Here is an 18864-nt window from a genome sequence, read left to right as displayed (position 1 = left end):
GTGATGGTGTGGTAGTAATTAGAGGAGCAGTAGATGCTCAAAATACGGCTAGTTCAATAATTAATCAAAGCAAAATTTTATTAGAAGAGATAATAAAGGCGAATAATTTAAATAAAAAAGAGATTAAATGCATTTTATTTACAGTAACTCAAGACTTAGACAAGGCATATCCAGCTCTTGCTGCTAGATACATTGGCCTAAATGATACAGCTTTGATATGCTTAAACGAAATGCTTGTAGATGGACAAATGCAAGGTGTTATAAGAGTAAGCCTATTTTATAATGCTGACATAGATAAAAAAGATGTATATTTAGGCAAAACGCAAAGCTTAAGAAAGGATAAATATATGAGTAACAATATAAAAGTGGCTATAGATGGTCCAACAAGTGCTGGCAAAAGCACTATAGCTAAGCTATTAGCAGAAAAACTTAAGATTAATTATGTAGATACTGGTTCAATGTATAGAGCACTAACACTAAAGGTTTTAAACAATAATATTGATCCTAAATCTGAAGAAGATGTTGTGGCCTTAGCTGAAAAAACTAAGATAGATTATTTTGAAAACCATATCTTCCTAGATGGGCTTTGTGTTGATGATAAGATAAGAAACGAGCGTATCGATAAAAACGTTTCCTACGTTTGTCAATATAGAGATGTAAGAAAAAGACTAGTAAGTTTGCAACGTGAGATAGCTTCTAATTCATCTGTAATCATGGATGGCCGTGATATAGGTACAGTTGTTTTAAAGGATGCCGACTACAAGTTCTTTTTAACAGCTTCAGCAGACGTAAGAGCAAAAAGAAGATACAAAGAATACTTGGAAAAAGGTTTAGAAGTTAATTTTGATGATATCAAAAAGGATCTTATCCGTAGAGATGACTACGACTCACATAGAGAAGTAGATCCACTTGTAAAAGCAAGTGATGCTATCGAAGTTAACACAGATGATAAGAACATCGAAGAAACAGTTGAGCTTATGCTTTCTTATATAAATGGAGATAAATAATGTATAAAGTCATTAGATTTGTTGGAATAATAATTTGCAGAACATTATTCAGATTTGAAATAAAAGGCAAGGAAAATTTAAAACAAGATACAAATTTTATAGTCGCAGGCAATCATAGATCAAACTGGGACCCCATATTTGTAGCGATGAATTTAGGTACAAACGTAGCTTTCTTCGCAAAAAAAGAACTTTACGAAAACCCATTTACAAGGTTTATACTTAATAAATCTAACGCTATAAAAGTAGATAGGGAAAAAGCTGATATCAAAGCTATAAAAGATGTTATGAGAACACTTAAGAATGGCAATAATTTGATTTTCTTCCCAGAAGGCACTAGAAATGTTGATGGAACAGCAAAGGCAAAAGATGGCATACACTTGATTGCAAAAAGAACTGGCACAAACATCGTCCCTTGCCATATTGAATCGAGCTACAAAATTTTTTCTAAAGTTAAAATGACTTTTGGTGAAATAATTGATGTAGATGAATTTGAAAAGCTAGAAGGAGATTTCTCCGAAAACTTAATGGATAGGATAGCATCGTTATAATGAAGATATATTTAGCAAAGTACTACGGCTTTTGTTCAGGTGTTAGATTGGCTGTAAAAAAAGCAAATGAGTTTTTAGAAGAAAACAAAGAAGCGGAGATAGTTGGTGACTTAATTCACAATCAAACAGTTATCGATGATTTTTCTAGACGTGGGCTAAAAAAAATTGATGATTATAAAAAAATATTTTCAAATAATATAATCATACGCGCACATGGTGAAACCATTGAAAACACTAAGCTCCTAGAGGATAATCACAAAAATATTTGCGATACAACTTGTATAAAAGTAAAAAATATTCACGAATTAGTGGAAAAATATTCAAATATAGGTTATAATGTTATTATAGCGGGTGATAAAGAACATCCAGAAGTAAAAGCTATAATTTCTCATTCTAAAACAGAAGCAATCGTCATTAAGGATTTATATGAAGCTAAAGAAATTATTGGCTTAAATCATATTGCATTCTTTGCACAATCAACATTCATTCATGATAAATTTGATAAGATGTCAAAGTGCTTAGAAGAGCATAATGAGGATGTGCTTGTATTTAACACTATATGCAACGCTACTGAAAACAGACAGAAGGCTGTTAGAGAGCTTGCAAATAAAGTAGATATGGTTTTAGTCTTTGGATCAAATTTCAGTTCAAATACTAAAAAATTGTATGAGATTTCGAAAACTATTAATCCTAAAACATATTTACTTGAAAATATTCATGAGCTGGACATGAGTTTAATAAAACCAGATTATAATATTGGTATTACAGCAGGTGCTTCGGTACCTGATGATATAATTAAGGAGGCAATTAAAGTAATGGAAAATTTAAACCACGATGAAACAATGAAAAAGGAGGATGCTAAAGAAACAAAAAAAGATGAAATGATTAAAGCTATTGATGATTCTTTCAAGAGAATATCAAGAGGCGAAATCATTGAAGGTGAAGTTCTTTATGTAACTGACAACGATGTTAGTGTTAACATCAACTTTAGAAGCGACGGTATAATCAAAAAAGAAGATCTAGCTGAAGAAGATGTTAATCCAAAGGATCTATATAAACAAGGCGATAAGATCAAAGTTTATGTAGTTAAGATTGACGATGGAGAAGGTAACGTAGTTCTATCAACTAAGAAGTTGAAAGAAATGGAAGTTTGGGAAAAGATTGAAGAAGTTAAGGAAAGAGACGAAGTAGTTTCTGTAAAAGTTAAATCTGTCACTAAAGGCGGCTTGATTGTTAACTATAGCGGAATCCAAGGATTTATACCAGCTTCATTAGTATCAGTTAGATATAAAGAAAACCTTGAAGAATTTGTTGGACAAAATCTAGACGTTGTAATTATCGACGTTGATATAAATAAAAGAAGATTAGTATTCTCTAGAAAAGCTGTTGAAAAGAAAGAGCTTGATAAGAAGAGAGAAGAAGCTTGGGAAAACATCAAAGAAGGAGAAATAGTCAAAGGTATAGTAGCTAGAATCGTTGATTATGGTGCTTTCATTGACCTAGGCGGAATCGATGGCTTAGTACACATCACAGACCTTACATGGGGAAGAATTAGAAATCCTAAGGAAGTTTTAAAACAAGGTGAAGAAATTGAAGTTAAAGTTTTATCAGTAGATAAAGAAAGAAATAGAATTTCACTTGGATTAAAACAAACAGTACCTGAACCATGGACAGTATTTACAGAAAAATACCACGAAGGCGATGTTGTTGAAGTAGAAGTTGTTAATATTGAATCATACGGTGCTTTTGTTAGAATTATGGAAGGCGTAGATGCTTTACTACACGTTTCACAAATTTCTCATAAGAGAGTTAATGATCCAAAGGACGTATTAAAAGTTGGCGATCGCTTCGAAGTTATGATTACTGAAATTCATGAAGACAAGAAGGTTAGCGTATCTAAGAGAAGACTTGAAGAACCAGTAGAAGAAGAACAAGAATACGAAGAAGAAGCTCCAGCAGCTGAAGAAGTTCATGAAGAAGAAAAACCTGAAGTTGAAGAAAAAGAAGTAAAGGAAGCTGAAGTAAAAGAATTACCTGTACAAAATGATGACTTATCAGAAGATATGGGTTCGTTATTTAAAAATGCAATAGAAAATTCTGAATCAGAAGAACAATAATAATTGATTTTTAAAGGCACGCCTAGGCGTGCCTTTAATTAGTTAGGAGTAAGACATATATTGAATAATATAAAAAAATATATCGATGATTATCAAAGTAAATATAAAAAATCACCAAGCTTTATGATTAAAACCTATGGCTGTCAGATGAACGAGCGTGACAGCGAGTCTATAAGCTGGATACTATCTAATCTTGGCTTTGTAGAGACAGATGATATGATTGAATCTGACATAGTTATATTCAATACATGCGCTGTTAGGCAAAATGCAGAGAATAAACTATTAGGCAACTTAGGTGATTTAAAGCATCTAATGGAAGCAAATAATTTAAAAAAAATCATTATGGTTTGCGGCTGTGTTATGGAGATTGACTCTTCAAGAGAGTTTCTAGAAGAAAAATTCAAACACGTAGACATCATATTTGGAACTAATTCCATTGCCATTTTAGAAGATTTGCTTGAAGAACATCTATCTACAAAAAAACAAGTTATCAATATTGATCAAATCAATCTAAAGACAAGAGAAAAGATTGGTCAAAACAGAAGATATAATTTCAAATCTTATGTTAATATCATGTATGGCTGCGATAATTTTTGTACATATTGCATTGTACCATACACTAGAGGCAGGGAAGTATCAAGAGAGGCTAAGGATATAGTAGCTGAGGTCAAGCACCTTGTTGATGGCGGCGTAAAAGAAGTGACACTTCTTGGTCAAAATGTTAACTCATATGGAAAAACATTAGAGCCTCAAATTTCATTTACTGAGCTTATCTATAAGATTGCTGATATCGATGGACTTGAGAGAATTAGGTTTATGACATCTCATCCTAAGGATATATCCAAAGAGCTTATATATGCTTTTGATGAGATAGACAAACTTATGCCATTCTTGCACATACCAGTGCAATCTGGCTCAAATAGAATACTTAAGCTTATGAATAGAAAATACACTAGAGAAGATTATCTAGAAAAGATAGAGCTTATTAAATCCTTAAAACTAGATATTGCCTTATCTACAGACCTTATAGTAGGCTTTCCAGACGAAAGTGATAGGGATTTTGAAGATACTATTGATCTAATTAAAACTGTTGGCTATGATCAAGCGTTTACCTTTATATATTCAATAAGACCAGGTACTCTTGCTGCTAAGATGGAAAATCAAATTCCTGATGATATTAAAAACGCTAGACTACAAAAACTTATTGATGTACAAAACGATATTAGCTTAGAAAAGAACAAGAAATACCTAGGTCAAACACTAAATGTATTAGTAGAAGGAACATCTTCAAAGGATGATAATTTCTACTCAGGTAGATCAGAAGAGTTTAAATTAGTTAATTTTAAAGCAAATGAAGAAGATATTGGCAATATTATTAAAGTAAAAATAAATGATGTTAAATCATTTTCTATGAATGGTGAGAAAGTTGAAGATAGATAAAGACAAATTGTCTCCTATGATGAGGGAGTATGTAGAACTTAAGGAAAAGAATCAAGACGCTATAGTGATGTATAGGATTGGAGACTTCTTTGAAATGTTTTTCGACGATGCTATTGAAGCGAGCGAGATACTTGATTTAGTCTTAACAGGACGCGACTGCGGTCTAGATGAAAGAGCGCCTATGTGCGGCGTGCCCGCTAAAGCTGTTGACGTCTACATCAATAAGCTTGGTCAAAACAATAAAAAAGTTATAATTGTCGATCAAGTAGAAGACCCAAGACTAGCTCAAGGCCTAGTTAAAAGAGACATAGTAAAGATAGTTACACCAGGAACAACATCAAGCGAAGAAGAGCTAAATAAGTATATCATCTACCTATATATAGACGATATGGGCGCATCAATCGTTAAGTGTGACTATCTAACTGGCGATATTGATGCTCATGACAATATTCTTAAGGGCAGTATCTATGAGATTGTTGACAGCATTTTTAAATACAATGTTGCAGAAGTCTTTATAAATGATGATTACGCTAATCTTGATGCTCTTATCAAATACTTCGAGAAAAAATCACTAGAGTATGTTAAGACTTATAAAGTAGAAAAAAATCTTGATGATATCGTAGTCATTTTAAAAGATAATCATAATATTAGCCTTAAGAAAAATGAATATAGAAAAGCTATTGCTATCTATTATCTTATAAATTATCTTGAATACACTCAAAAGAATGATTTGAAGCACTTTAAGTTTGAAAATATCAATGATGATGTCAAGACAATGGTCCTAGATGATCAAACTAGATTAAATCTAGAGATTGATTCATCTTATAATACTAAATCAAAAACCTTATTTGATATACTTAATGATACAAAGACAGCTATGGGCTTAAGATACCTTAAAAATGCCATGCTAAAACCGCTTGTCAACGCTAGCGATATAAACGAAAGGCTTGATTTAGTCGAATATTTTTATAAAAATGAGATGGAAATGACAGGAATAAGAAATTATCTTAAAAATATTCGTGACGTAGACAGAATTTCAAACAGAATCAATGAGATGACAGTTACAAAGCAAGATATGCTAAGGCTTAAGGACTATATTATCTACGCTGAAAACTCTGTAGCTCTTATAAAAGATGAAAATATTAAAGATAATTTCAAATTTTATGACTTAAATGACTTAGTTAAACTAATAGATATTGCCATTGATTCAATGGATAGTGACTATATAATTAAGCTTAACTATAACGCAGAGCTAGATAAATACAGAAGCTTGCAAAATGATTCATTAAAAGAGATACTTCTTCTTGAGGATAAGGATAGAAAAAATACTAAGATTAAAAATCTGAAGATAAAGTATAACAAGATACTTGGTTATTTCTATGAGGTTACTAAATCTAACTTAAATATGGTTCCTGAGTACTTTATTAAAAGAGCTACTCTTGTTAATAGTGAAAGGTTCGTAACTGAAGAGCTTAAGGCTCTTGAAACAGAGATACTTACAGCGAAAGATAGATTTGAATCACTAGAGAAAGAACTATTCAATGATATTAAAAATAAATTATTAGATAGTTTATCTAGGATAAAGAACTTAAGTGAGAAGATTGCATATCTTGACTTTATAGTTAATCTCGCTTATATAGCTAGGAAAAATAAATATGTAAGAGCAAGTATAAGTGATGAAGATCTTGTATTAAAAAATTCAAGGCATCCAGTTATTGAGAAGAATCTCAAAGATACAGCCTTTATTGAGAACGATGCATACTTTGATAGCAATAAGTATATAAAAGTCATCACAGGGCCAAATATGAGCGGTAAATCAACTTATATGAGGCAGATAGCTATATCTTTATACTTAAATCAAATAGGCTCCTTCGTTCCAGCGAGCGAGGCAAAATTACCTATAGTAGATAGGATTTTTACTAGAATAGGCGCATCAGATGATATTTCTAGAGGCAATTCGACATTTATGGTCGAGATGAAAGAAGTAAATGAGATACTTAAATTTGCTAGCAAAGATAGCTTCATCGTTTTAGACGAAGTAGGTAGAGGAACTAGCACTAACGATGGCTTATCCATTGCCTTTGCTATACTTGAATATATATCAAAGAAGATTAAGGCTAAGACCATATTCAGTACGCACTATCACGAGATACCTCATTTAACTGAAAAGTTTAAAAATGTTGAGCAAATATCTATGGATATATTAGAAGATGGCGAAGATCTTATATTCTTAAGAAAGATTAAAAACGAAGCGCAAGACAAGAGCTACGGCATATACGTAGCAAAGCTTAGTGGTATCAATGATAATGTTATATCAAGCGCTCAAGAGATGATGGATAGGCTTGAATACCAAGATCTTAGCGTTAGAAAAAAAGAGAAAGAAACGACTAACATTAGCCTAGATGAATACAAGTACAGGTCTTATGTTGATTCAATCAAGGCTATCAACATTAACGCAATGACCCCAATGGATGCTCTAAATGAGCTAAATAAGATAATTGAAAGAGCAAAAAAAATAGGTGATTAGATGATAAAAGTACTATCAAAAGAAACAGTTGAAAAGATAGCTGCAGGTGAGGTTATAGAAAGACCAGTTTCAGTTGTCAAAGAACTTGTAGAAAATTCAATAGATGCTGGCGCTACGAATATCATTATAAAGATATATGATGGCGGCAAAAGAAAGATATCAATCTCCGATAATGGCAGTGGAATTAACAGAGAAGACGTTAATCTTGCCTTTATTAAGCATTCTACGAGCAAAATCGAGAATGTTGATGACTTATATAGGATACACACTATGGGTTTCAGAGGCGAGGCATTGGCAAGCATCAAGGCCATAAGCAATGTTACACTTATAAGTAAGACTGAAGATGAAGAGATTGGCTCTAAAATAAGCTTTTTTAATGGCAATAAAAGGATAGAGAATATTTCCACTAATAAAGGTACGTCCATAATAGTCGAAGATATCTTCTATAATATTCCAGCAAGAAAAAAATTTCTAAAAAAAGATACTTATGAGTCAAATCTTATAAATGATCTTCTTTATAGGCTTGCTATAGCAAATCCTAGTATAGGCTTTAAATACATGAATAATGATAAGGTCATCTTTGACTTATTCAGTGATCAAAGCTTATACGAAAGAATTAACAGCCTTTATGGTTATGATACAGCCATAAATATGAAGGAAGTCAATATCGAAAGCGATAAGTTTAAGATTAGAGGCTATATATCAAATAATCTTCTATATAGAAGCAATAAAAAGAATCAGCTTTTATATATAAATAATAGAACTGTTAAAAATGACGCTATAAATAAAGTAATAAATGAAGCTTACAAGTCTACTATACCTTTGAATAGATTTCCAGTCTTTTTCTTATTTATAGATATAGACCCTAGTATGCTTGATGTTAACATACATCCAGCTAAGACAGAGGTTAAAATACAAGACATGGATGAACTACTTATTTTGCTTAACTCTAATCTAAAACGCGTCATCAATAGCGATGTTGAGCTTAAGATAGCTTTTTCTGATAAAAAAGATGAGAGGGAAGAGGAGACTAAGCTTAATATAGTTGAAAAAGATGAAGAGGATAGCAATGAAGCCGTGATAATTACTTATGAAGATGACACTAGTACTCAAGATAATTCAGTTTATGCCAAATCTACTGATACTAAGTATGATGATGAATTTATAAGTAAGGAAGATAGCGATATAGATGAAAATAATGCAGATATACCAGTTTTTGATGATGACGAGTTCATAAATGACATAAATTTATTACAAAATAGAAATAAAGATATTAAAAAGTCTTCACAAGAATATGAAGAGATATTAATATTTGACGAAAGAACGGAAGATGATAAAAACAGAATAGTCATGGATGAGATTAATATACTTGATGCTTATAAGATAGAAGGCGTTTTATTTAATACCTTTATACTGCTTTATGACTACAATAATGACTTTGTAGTTATGATAGATCAACATGCGGCGCACGAAAGAATTCTTTACGAAGAATTTTCTGAAAAGTTCAAGAATTCTAAGGTAAATTCACAATATATAGAAGGCGTAAGTCCTATAAAGCTTACAGTTAATGAAGAAGAAACTATAAAAGAAAACATGGATCTACTTAATAAGTTTGGCTTTACTATAGATATATATCCTGATCATAACGTAGTTGTAAGAAGCATACCTATCATATTTGGTGGTAATTACAGTCTTGACTTAATTAAGGATATAATCGGTATATTAGATGAAGAAAAGACTAATATCTATGATTATAAAGTTGAAAAGATTATGAAGTATGCTTGTAAAAATGCTATTAAGGCTGGAGATAAGATCTCTAATATCGAAATAGATAAGCTTATAGAAGACCTTAAGAAGTGCAAATATCCAACAACTTGTCCTCATGGTAGGCCAAGTATGATTATACTTAAGAAGAACATGATTGAAAAGATGTTCTTTAGGATACAATAATGAAAGAAAAAATAATAATTATATCAGGACCAACTGGTATTGGAAAATCAAAGGTCGCTGTTGAGCTCGCTAAAAGGATTGGCAATGCTGAAATCATCTCATCTGATTCAATGCAGATATATAAAGAAATGAGCATCGGTACTGCAAAAGTCACTGACGAAGAGATGTCTGGCATTAAACATCATATGATAGACGAAGTGAGTATTCATGATAATTTCTCTGTTTACGATTATCAAAAGAAGGCAAAAAAGCTAATTAGTGATATGAATGAGCGCGGTACAATCCCTATAATCATAGGTGGAACGGGTCTATATATCAATTCCTTATTATATAAGCTAGACTTTAGTAGTGAAGCTGAAGATAAAGAGCTTAGAGAAAAGCTTAACAAAGAAGCAGAACTATATGGCAAAGAGCATTTATATAATAAATTAAAAGAGCTTGATCCAGAATATACTGAAAAGCTTAGTGTGAATGATACTTTCAGGATCATTAGAGCTTTAGAGGTTATATACAAGAGCGGCAATAAATACAGCGAAGAGAACAAAAACTTCAGAGAATACAATGACGAATACGATAAGCTAATCTATATACTTCAAACAGATAGAGAGCTTTTATACGATAGAATAAATAAAAGAGTTGACAAGATGTTTGCAGCTGGTCTCTTAGATGAAGTTAAAGACATCATAAAGGATATGAGTAGTGAAGAAATTGCTTCAAATAGAGCTCTGCTCGCTATTGGATATAAAGAGCTTATAAGCTATCTGCAAGGTGAAATTACTTACGAAAGAGCTGTAGAGCTAATCAAGCAAAAGTCTAGGAACTACGCAAAAAGACAGTTAACATGGTTTAGACGTGAAAGTGAAGCAAATTTCATTGATATGAACTTTGAAGATATAGACAAAACAGTTAATACAATATACAATGACATAATGAAAAGGTGGAAGAATGAATAATATTTACAAAAAATACGATTTATCAGACGCTGTCATAAATTTAGTTAATGACGCAAGTGATGAATTAAGCGAAACATACAAAGAGTATGAAAAAAATAAAGAGATTAATCAAATTAAAGTTATACATGCTATGCAAAAAAATAACTTAGCTGCATCAGACTTTTATTATGCAAGCGGTTATGGCTATGGTGATATCGGTAGAGACAAAATAGAAGAAATATTTAAAGATATCTTTAATGCAGAAGACGCTTTAGTAAGAACTTCTATAGTTTCAGGTACTCATGCTATATATATAATGCTTTCTTCGATTCTTGATCATGGAGATGAATTTATATACGTAACTGGCACTCCTTATGACACTATACAAAAAAGTATAGGCCTAATTGGCGATTTAAGGGACTCATTAATGAAAAAAGGTATAATGTATAGCCAAGTGGAGCTAAAAGGCGCTACGATCGATTTTGAGGCCTTAGAAGCGAAAATCGCAAAAAACACCAAAGCTATAGTCGTGCAAAGGTCAATTGGCTACGAATTTAGAAAGGCAATCAATCTTCACGCAATAAAAGATGATATGCTTAAGTTTAAAGAGAAGCATCAAGACATTGTTATAATGTATGACAATTGCTATGGTGAATTTACCGACAGTATTGAGCCAACAGATATTGGTGCAGATATTATAGCTGGATCACTTCTTAAAAATCTTGGCGCTGGCATAAGTTTAGGTGGCGGTTACTTAGTAGGAAGAAAAGATCTTATAGAACTAGCTGCAGACCGTTTATATGCACCAGGCCTTGGTAAAGAGCTAGGCTTATCTTACGGCACGCTTAGAACGACATTACAAGGCTTATACATGTCGCCACGAGTAGTATGTGAAGCTCTTAAGACACAAAGCTTATTCTCATATGTGTTCACAAAGCTTGGCTTTGAGTGCACGCCAGAATTTAACGAGCACAAATCAGATATAGTTTGTGCAATAAAGTTCAAAGACCCAGACATACTTATTAAGTTCTGTAAATCGATACAAAAAGCGGCTTGCGTTGATTCATTCTTAACGCCAGAGCCTTGGGACATGCCAGGCTATGAGAATAAAATAATTATGGCGTCAGGCAGCTTTATAGATGGCTCATCCATAGAAATATCTGCTGATGGTCCTATAAGAGAGCCATATATAGCTTATTTCCAAGGATCAATGTCTTTAGAACAAGGAAAATTAGGCTTAATGATAGCCTTACAAGACCTAGTAGACGCAGGGAAGATATCATTATAATAAAATATAAGCAAAATAAAAGTATTAGAGCGAATCTAATACTTTTTTCTATTGGCTAATGGATTATTTTCTATTGATTTTTTAAGGGTGCTATTATCAAGATGGGTATATATCTGTGTTGTAGCAACTGATGTGTGACCAAGTATCTCTTGCAAGGACCTTATATCTACTGAGCCATATTTATACATAAGGGTAGCGGCAGTATGTCTTAATTTGTGGACTGTAAACTTGTTTTTGTCAAGGCCAGCCTCAAGTAAGTACTTATCAAACATGTACTGAACAGCGCGGTTTGACATACGAACCTTCTTTTGAGAGATGAATAGGGCGTGTTTATCACTTTCTTTAACATCTTTCGGTCTCAGTTCAATATAGTCCTTTATTGCGCTAAAGGTAGCATCATTTAAATATATTTGTCTTTCTTTATTGCCTTTACCAACAACATTGATGTATCTATCATCATTAATAGAGTCTAAATTAAGGCTAGTAAGCTCAGATATACGCAAGCCGCAGTTTAAAAACAGCATAATTATAGCATAGTCACGATTACGCATTTCATTATTTTCATTCTTCATAATGGTATTTAATAGCGTTTCGCATTGATTAAGACTTAAGTATATTGGTAGACGCTGATCAATTTTAGGCATTTCTAACTCATCAGCAACGTTGTTGTCAATGAGATTAACTTTCATTAGGTAAGCATATAGAGCATGAACTACAGCAGCTTTTCTATATTTACCATAGTTAGTGTTATCAAGATCTTCATCAGCGTAGGATATAAATGCATATAGATCATTAATTTGAAGCTTTTTAATGTCATCAACAGTAACAGCTGTATAATAATATTCATCGTTTTCATCTAAAATTTCTAAACGAATAGCGACAAAGTTAAGAAAGGATTTTAAATCATAATAATAACTTTGAATGGTATTAGGAGACAAACCCTTAACTGATTTTAAATATCCTAAAAAGTCTTTTATGTAGTTAGGATCGTTTTTTTGTGTAATTGCCATATATTTGAAGCCCCTTTCGATATTATGTGTTTATGTCACTAAATTTATATTTAGCGACATTTTATCTAAATCTATTATACCACCCTTTTATATAAATGTCAAAGCTTTTTTAATAAATTTTGATTTATACTTAATCTTCATTACTATATTTATATCATTAATCCTATATAAAGATTTTAGCAAATAAAAAATGTGTAGACTTTTTATCTACACATTTTATTTAAATACTATTTTGCATAATCAGTACTTCTTGTTTCTCTAATGACAGTAACTTTTATTTGTCCTGGATATTCCAAATTTTCTTCAATTTGCTTAGCAATATCGCGGCTCATTAAAAGCATTTTATCTTCATCTATAACTTCAGGTTTAACCATTATCCTGATTTCTCTACCAGCTTGTATAGCATATGACTTTTCGATACCTTCGAATGAATTAGCTATACCCTCTAGTGTTTCTAGCCTCTTGATGTACGATTCTAATGTTTCTCTTCTAGCACCTGGTCTTGCAGCAGATATTGCGTCTGCAGCTTGAACGATAACAGCTTCAACTGTTGTTGGCTCTTCGTCACCATGGTGTGATCCGATGATGTTTAGAATTTCTTTGTTTTCCTTATATCTCTTGCAAGCATTTACACCTATTTCAACATGACTTCCCTCCATTTGTTGGTCAATGGATTTACCTATGTCATGAAGTAGGCCTCCTCTTCTAGCAAGTCTTATGTCTGCACCAAGCTCTTCTGCAATAGTTGCCGATAGTTTAGCAACTTCTATAGAGTGCTCAAGTACATTTTGACCATAGCTTGTTCTAAATTTAAGTCTACCTAATAGTTTTACTAGCTCAGGATGTAAGTTACGTACGCCGGCTTCGATAACGGCTCTTTCACCTTCTTCTTTTATAACTGTCTCTACCTCGACCTTAGCTTTGTTGACCATCTCTTCAATCCTAGCAGGATGAATTCTTCCGTCAGCTATAAGTTTTTCTAAAGCAATTTTGCAAATCTCTCTTCTAATTGGGTCAAAACTTGATAATACTACTGCTTCCGGTGTATCGTCTATGATTAGATCTACTCCGGTTAAAGTTTCTAGTGTTCTTATATTTCTACCTTCTCTACCGATGATTCTTCCCTTCATCTCGTCATTTGGTAGGTTAACAACATTAACACTAACTTCAGTTACATAGTCAGATGCATTCTTTTGAATAGCGTCAGCTATGATTTCTCTAGCATTCTTTTGTGCTTCTTCTTTAGCTTCATATGTAGCTTGTCTGATATAAGTAGCACACTCATGAGTCATTTCCTTTTTAACTTCATCCAAGATAATGTCTTTTGCTTCTTGGGTACTCATTTTGGAAACGCGCTCAATTTCTTTTCTTCTTTCTTCAATTAATTGTTCAACTTCTTCTTCTTTCTTGCTTAGAGAGTTCATCTTATTCTTAAGTTGTTCTTCCTTCTTTTCGTAAGATTGTGTTCTCTTGTCAAGATTTTCTTCTTTGTTGATCAATCTTTTTTCCGATTTTTTCAGTTCGATTTCTTTTTCTTTTGCTTCTTTGTCGAGGTCATTTCTTAGTTTGTGAATTTCTTCTTGGGCAGATAGTATCTTCTCTTTAGCTTCTTGACTTGCTTTGTTCTTTGCATCTTCGATAATTCTACTTGATTCGATTTCAGCACTTTTAATCTTCTTCTCGCCTAGAATCTTTCTAATTATATATCCTATGATAAATCCAAGAACTATAGCAATTAAAGCTGTAATCAGTACTTCGCCTGTTAAAAACTTATCCAAACTTAAAACACCTCCTATTAAATTTTATTGGTTTTAAGCATCACGCTTAAAGCTATTATAACACATTTTTGATTTATTAGCAAGTTTTTAGTATGATAAATATAGATATTTTTTATAGCAAAGCTATATCTATAAAAAATAAGACTAAACATCTTGTCTAGCCTTATACAATATATTTATTATAGCATTGGTGAAAACAATCTAGTTATTGACTCTTTAATCTTGGCAACTCTTGATCTTTGATTGTATCTATCAAGAGTTAGCTCTTTCGACTCTTCCATATCCCTCAAAAACTGTTCACTTAATAATGCATTTGTATCTTTATCATAAAAAATCAGATTCGCTTCAAAGTTTAACGAGAAACTTCTAATATCAAAGTTAGCTGTTCCTACCGTGCATATATCATCATCTTTAACAACTTGTTTAGCGTGTAAAAAGCCTTTTCCATACTCATAAACCTTTACTCCGTCTTCAAGCAGCTGTCCTACATAGCTTTGCGTTGCCCAATATACAAAGAAGTGATCTGGTTTATCTGGTATCATGATTCTAACATCAACACCTGATAAAGCAGCTATCCTAACTGCTTCAAATATAGATTCATCAGGAACAAAGTACGGACTTTGTATCCACAGCCTTGTTTTAGCCGTGCTAATCATTTTTAAATAAATGTTTCTTATATTCTCATACATAGAGTCTGGACCTGATGTTACTAGCTGCATTCTGCTTAAAGTCTTAATGTCATGATTTTTATAAAATTCACCTTTTGTTTTAATCTTAGTAGCAAATCTATAGTCAAAGTTAAATCTTCTTAGGTACTCTTCAACTATGTCCCCTTCTAATCTAAAATGAGTATCTCTCCAAAATCCAAATTTTTTATCATTGTTAATATACTCATTACCAACATTAAAACCGCCGCTATATGCAATTTTACCATCAATAACAACTATCTTTCTATGATTTCTATAGTTGAATCTTGTAGTAAATTTAGAGAAAAATAATGGGAAGAACGAGTCTACTTCGCCACCTAATCTTTTAAACTCTATAAAGTGTCTTTTTCTGATGCTTCTAGAACCAACTGCGTCGACGAGTATCCTTACCTCTACCCCTTCTTTTAACTTTTGATTAAGAAGGCTTATAAGCTCCCTTCCTAGTTCATCTGTTTTAAAGATGTAGTACTCTATATAGATGTATTCTTTCGCATTCTTGATGTCTTCAAATAAGTCTTTAAACTTATCTTTTCCATCAAAGTAAAATTTAATGTCGTTATAATCGGTAAAAGCGGAATCGCTTGTTGCTAAGCATAAATTTATTAAATCTTTTTGATCTGCATTTAGGCTATCTGAATTACTTAGAGCTATATACTTTTTTTGATGTTCAATAAGTCTTTTCTCTTGCTCATCTAGCATCATCTTTTCATCAAAAGTTTTTCTCTTTCTGTAATTAAGTCCAAAGAACATATAAAGTATAAAGCCAACAAATGGCAAATAAAGTAGTATCATTAACCATAGCCATGTTGACTTTATATTCTTTCTTTCTTTAAAAACTATGAATAAGCCTAATAGCAAGTTTAATAAATAACCAATTAAAACTTGTAATGAGACATCCATCGCATTATCTCCTATTTCTTAGTATTTTTTGATTTATACCTCTTGTTTGTATCTAATATTTTCTTTCTAATTCTAATAGATTTTGGTGTTACTTCTATTAGCTCATCATCTTCAATGAATTCAAGAGCTTCTTCAAGTGATAATACTCTTGGTGGGCTAAGTCTGATGGCATCATCAGAGCCCGCTGCTCTTGTATTAGTCATTTGTTTCTTCTTAGTAACGTTAACCTCTATATCAAGGCCCTTTGGATTTTCTCCAACAACCATGCCTTCATAAACTTCAGTTTGTGGTCCTATGAATAATATACCTCTGCCTTGAGCAATATTTAGTCCATAGCTTGATGCAACACCTGTTTCAAAGGCAATTAGTGATCCGGTAGTTCTTGTAGGTATCTCTCCTTTATATGGCTCATAGCCTAAGAAGCTCGAGTTTATAATACCTTCGCCGTGTGTATCAGTCATAAACTCGCCTCTGTATCCAATTAAGCCTCTTGCAGGCATCTTAAATACTAGTCTAGAGTATCCAGCTGAGTTTTCTTTCATCTCTTGTAATTCAGCTTTTCTTCTTGATAATTTATCTATAACCGCTCCAACAAATTGTTCTGAAACGTCTACTGTAACCTTTTCCATAGGTTCAAGCTTCTTGCCATCCTCATCAGTTTTGAATAGTACTTGTGGTTTTGATAATTGAAGTTCATAGTCTTCCCTTCTCATTGTTTCAACTAAAACTGATAAGTGAAGCTCCCCTCTACCTGAAACCTTAAATGCGTCAGTTGAATCAGTTTCTTCAACTCTCAATGATACATTTGATTGTAGTTCCTTTTCTAGTCTTGTTCTTATTTGTCTAGATGTTACAAATTTACCTTCTCTTCCTGCAAATGGTGAATCATTAACAATGAAGTTCATAGAGATGGTTGGTTCAGATATCTTAACGAAGTCTAGTGCTTCTGGACATTCAGAATCAGCTATAGTATCGCCAATGGATATATCTTCAATACCAGTAACGGCAACTATTGCTCCGCCCTTTTGCTCATTTGTCTCAACTTTATCTAGACCAATGAATTCATAAAGTTTACCTATCTTAACTTTTCTTTGCATTTCTGGATGAAGCTTATTAACTAAGACAGCTTCTTGGCCATTCTTTATAGTACCTCTTTCAATCTTGCCTATACCAATTCTACCAACGTAGTCATTGTAGTCGATTGTTGATATTAGTAATTGTAGCGGCTCATCTTCGTTTGATTCAGGAGCCGGTATATGCTCGATGATGGCATCAAATAAATCGTCCATATTATCTTTTTCGATAGTCACTTGATTTGATGCGTAGCCTTTCTTAGCAGATGCAAAGATAAATGGAGCTTCTAGGGCTTCATCTTCAGCACCTAGTTCTATGAATAAGTCTAAAACTTCGTCGACTACTTGAACAGGTCTTGCTTCTGGTCTGTCAATCTTATTTATACACACAATAACTGGTAGGTTTAGCTCGAAAGCTTTCTTTAATACAAATTTTGTTTGTGGCATAGGTCCTTCAAAGGCATCTACAACTAAAACTACACCATTAACCATCTTTAGAACTCTCTCTACTTCACCACCGAAGTCAGCATGGCCGGGTGTATCAATGATATTAATCTTTTTACCGTTGTGTATAACGGCTGTATTCTTTGAAAGTATAGTAATACCACGTTCTTTTTCAAGGTCTCCAGAGTCCATAACCCTGTCTTGAACTACTTGGTTTTCCCTGAAAGTTCCTGATTGTCTAAGCATTTGATCGACCAAAGTTGTCTTACCATGGTCAACGTGCGCTATGATTGCTATATTTCTTAAATCTTCTCTTAACATATTATTCCTCCTAAACACTACCTTTTATTATAATACTTTTTTATAATAATTACAAGTATTTTACTCTCTATCATCAATAAAGCTTGAAAAAATAGTGCATTTTATACCATGTTCCAATCTAGCAACGCTATCTGTCAAGGCTTCAACTATCTTTAGTCCTCTTCCACCAAGGTCACAGGAAGCATTATTCGAGCATATGCTAAGAGTCCCGACCCCCTCATCTTCAACTCTAAGTTTTATTGACTCATTGCATATAGATATGTATAGCTTAACTTTTTTATCCTTGCTATATTGGTTGCCATGTGATGCGGAATTAAGCATAAGCTCATTAAGAACAAGCCTAATATTAAATATCATCTCATTAGGCAAATATTCATATAGATTTTCTACTATTCTATCTACAAATATCTCGACACTTTCAATATTTGAAGATACTGTTCCATAAAATTTATACATTATATCCTTCCTCTACTAATCTATTTATACCCGTGATAAAAAATTATTAAGCAAATTGTTACAAATTATCTGTTTTGGGTATAAATAAATCGAAAGGAAGGAGGTTGCATTATGGACAAATATGAATGCGATGCATGCGGTTATGTTTATGATCCTGAAATAGGTGATCCAGACGGAGGTATAGCTCCAGGAACAGCTTTTGAAGACATCCCTGATGATTGGGTTTGCCCAGTTTGTGGTGTTGGTAAGGACATGTTCTCTAAAATGTAACTAAGTAAATTAAAAGCCGAAGTGATTCGGCTTTTTCATTTTTATGATATAGTTAAAGGCGCTCTTATCAGTATTGATATAAGCGCCTTTCTTTTA

Annotated in this window: 14 protein-coding genes and 1 pseudogene; 10 read left to right on the top strand and 5 right to left on the bottom strand. The window is 32.7% G+C overall.

All coding sequences use genetic code 11. The annotated features are described in order from the left end of the window. Window positions 1–8: 8 nt before the first annotated feature. From AC1EJ0_RS00635 to AC1EJ0_RS00595, 9 genes and pseudogenes are all read left to right on the top strand, one after another. Window positions 9–329 (top strand): annotated as a pseudogene (locus AC1EJ0_RS00635) (chorismate mutase); the annotation flags it as partial. Window positions 330–347: 18 nt separating this feature from the next. After that, on the top strand, window positions 348–1007 hold the full coding sequence (gene cmk, locus AC1EJ0_RS00630) for a (d)CMP kinase (protein WP_480022918.1): 660 nt from the start codon (window positions 348–350) through the stop codon (window positions 1005–1007). After that, complete coding sequence (locus tag AC1EJ0_RS00625; RefSeq protein ID WP_480022829.1) at window positions 1007–1555, top strand: lysophospholipid acyltransferase family protein; 549 nt, start codon at window positions 1007–1009, stop codon at window positions 1553–1555. The genes cmk and AC1EJ0_RS00625 overlap by 1 nt, the downstream gene beginning before the upstream one ends. Further along, entirely contained in the window at window positions 1555–3672 is a 2118-nt protein-coding gene (locus tag AC1EJ0_RS00620; RefSeq protein ID WP_480022830.1) for a bifunctional 4-hydroxy-3-methylbut-2-enyl diphosphate reductase/30S ribosomal protein S1, read from the top strand. Before AC1EJ0_RS00625 ends, AC1EJ0_RS00620 begins: the two co-directional genes overlap by 1 nt. A 123-nt stretch (window positions 3673–3795) precedes the next feature. Next, window positions 3796–5112 carry a tRNA (N6-isopentenyl adenosine(37)-C2)-methylthiotransferase MiaB gene (gene miaB / locus AC1EJ0_RS00615; RefSeq protein ID WP_480022919.1) on the top strand — a complete coding sequence of 439 codons (1317 nt, stop codon included), beginning with the start codon at window positions 3796–3798 and terminating at the stop codon, window positions 5110–5112. Then, window positions 5099–7639 (top strand): DNA mismatch repair protein MutS, encoded by a 2541-nt coding sequence (mutS, locus tag AC1EJ0_RS00610; protein WP_480022831.1) that lies wholly within the window; start codon window positions 5099–5101, stop codon window positions 7637–7639. Before miaB ends, mutS begins: the two co-directional genes overlap by 14 nt. Continuing rightward, window positions 7640–9589, top strand: a complete 1950-nt coding sequence (mutL, locus tag AC1EJ0_RS00605; protein WP_480022832.1) for a DNA mismatch repair endonuclease MutL — start codon at window positions 7640–7642, stop codon at window positions 9587–9589. It begins immediately after the preceding gene. Continuing rightward, window positions 9589–10542, top strand: coding sequence for a tRNA (adenosine(37)-N6)-dimethylallyltransferase MiaA (gene miaA / locus AC1EJ0_RS00600; RefSeq protein WP_480022833.1), 954 nt, complete (start codon window positions 9589–9591; stop codon window positions 10540–10542). The genes mutL and miaA overlap by 1 nt, the downstream gene beginning before the upstream one ends. Beyond that, the gene (locus AC1EJ0_RS00595) at window positions 10535–11809 is read left to right on the top strand and encodes a methionine gamma-lyase family protein (protein WP_480022834.1); all 1275 of its coding nucleotides are present in this window, start codon (window positions 10535–10537) and stop codon (window positions 11807–11809) included. The genes miaA and AC1EJ0_RS00595 overlap by 8 nt, the downstream gene beginning before the upstream one ends. Window positions 11810–11844: 35 nt before the next feature. On the opposite strand, the gene AC1EJ0_RS00590 is transcribed toward AC1EJ0_RS00595, so the two are convergent. The 5 genes from AC1EJ0_RS00590 to AC1EJ0_RS00570 form a co-directional block, all read right to left on the bottom strand. Beyond that, window positions 11845–12819 carry a tyrosine recombinase XerC gene (locus tag AC1EJ0_RS00590; RefSeq protein WP_480022835.1) on the bottom strand — a complete coding sequence of 325 codons (975 nt, stop codon included), beginning with the start codon at window positions 12817–12819 and terminating at the stop codon, window positions 11845–11847. A gap of 227 nt (window positions 12820–13046) precedes the next feature. Continuing rightward, window positions 13047–14597, bottom strand: coding sequence for a ribonuclease Y (gene rny / locus AC1EJ0_RS00585; RefSeq protein WP_480022836.1), 1551 nt, complete (start codon window positions 14595–14597; stop codon window positions 13047–13049). A 179-nt stretch (window positions 14598–14776) separates the two neighbouring features. Further along, on the bottom strand, window positions 14777–16204 hold the full coding sequence (gene cls / locus AC1EJ0_RS00580; protein ID WP_480022837.1) for a cardiolipin synthase: 1428 nt from the start codon (window positions 16202–16204) through the stop codon (window positions 14777–14779). An 11-nt stretch (window positions 16205–16215) separates the two neighbouring features. Continuing rightward, window positions 16216–18042 carry a translational GTPase TypA gene (gene typA, locus AC1EJ0_RS00575; protein ID WP_480022838.1) on the bottom strand — a complete coding sequence of 609 codons (1827 nt, stop codon included), beginning with the start codon at window positions 18040–18042 and terminating at the stop codon, window positions 16216–16218. A gap of 60 nt (window positions 18043–18102) precedes the next feature. Further along, window positions 18103–18498, bottom strand: coding sequence for an ATP-binding protein (locus AC1EJ0_RS00570; RefSeq protein ID WP_480022839.1), 396 nt, complete (start codon window positions 18496–18498; stop codon window positions 18103–18105). A 111-nt stretch (window positions 18499–18609) separates the two neighbouring features. On the opposite strand from AC1EJ0_RS00570, the gene rd reads away from it, so the two are divergent. After that, window positions 18610–18768, top strand: a complete 159-nt coding sequence (gene rd, locus AC1EJ0_RS00565) for a rubredoxin (protein ID WP_082244110.1) — start codon at window positions 18610–18612, stop codon at window positions 18766–18768. Window positions 18769–18864: the final 96 nt, after the last annotated feature.

This window comes from Fenollaria sp. C0166D3 (assembly GCF_056590255.1).
The sequence above is the reverse complement of the archived record's forward strand: the minus strand, read 5'-3'. Positions and strand labels throughout refer to the sequence as shown.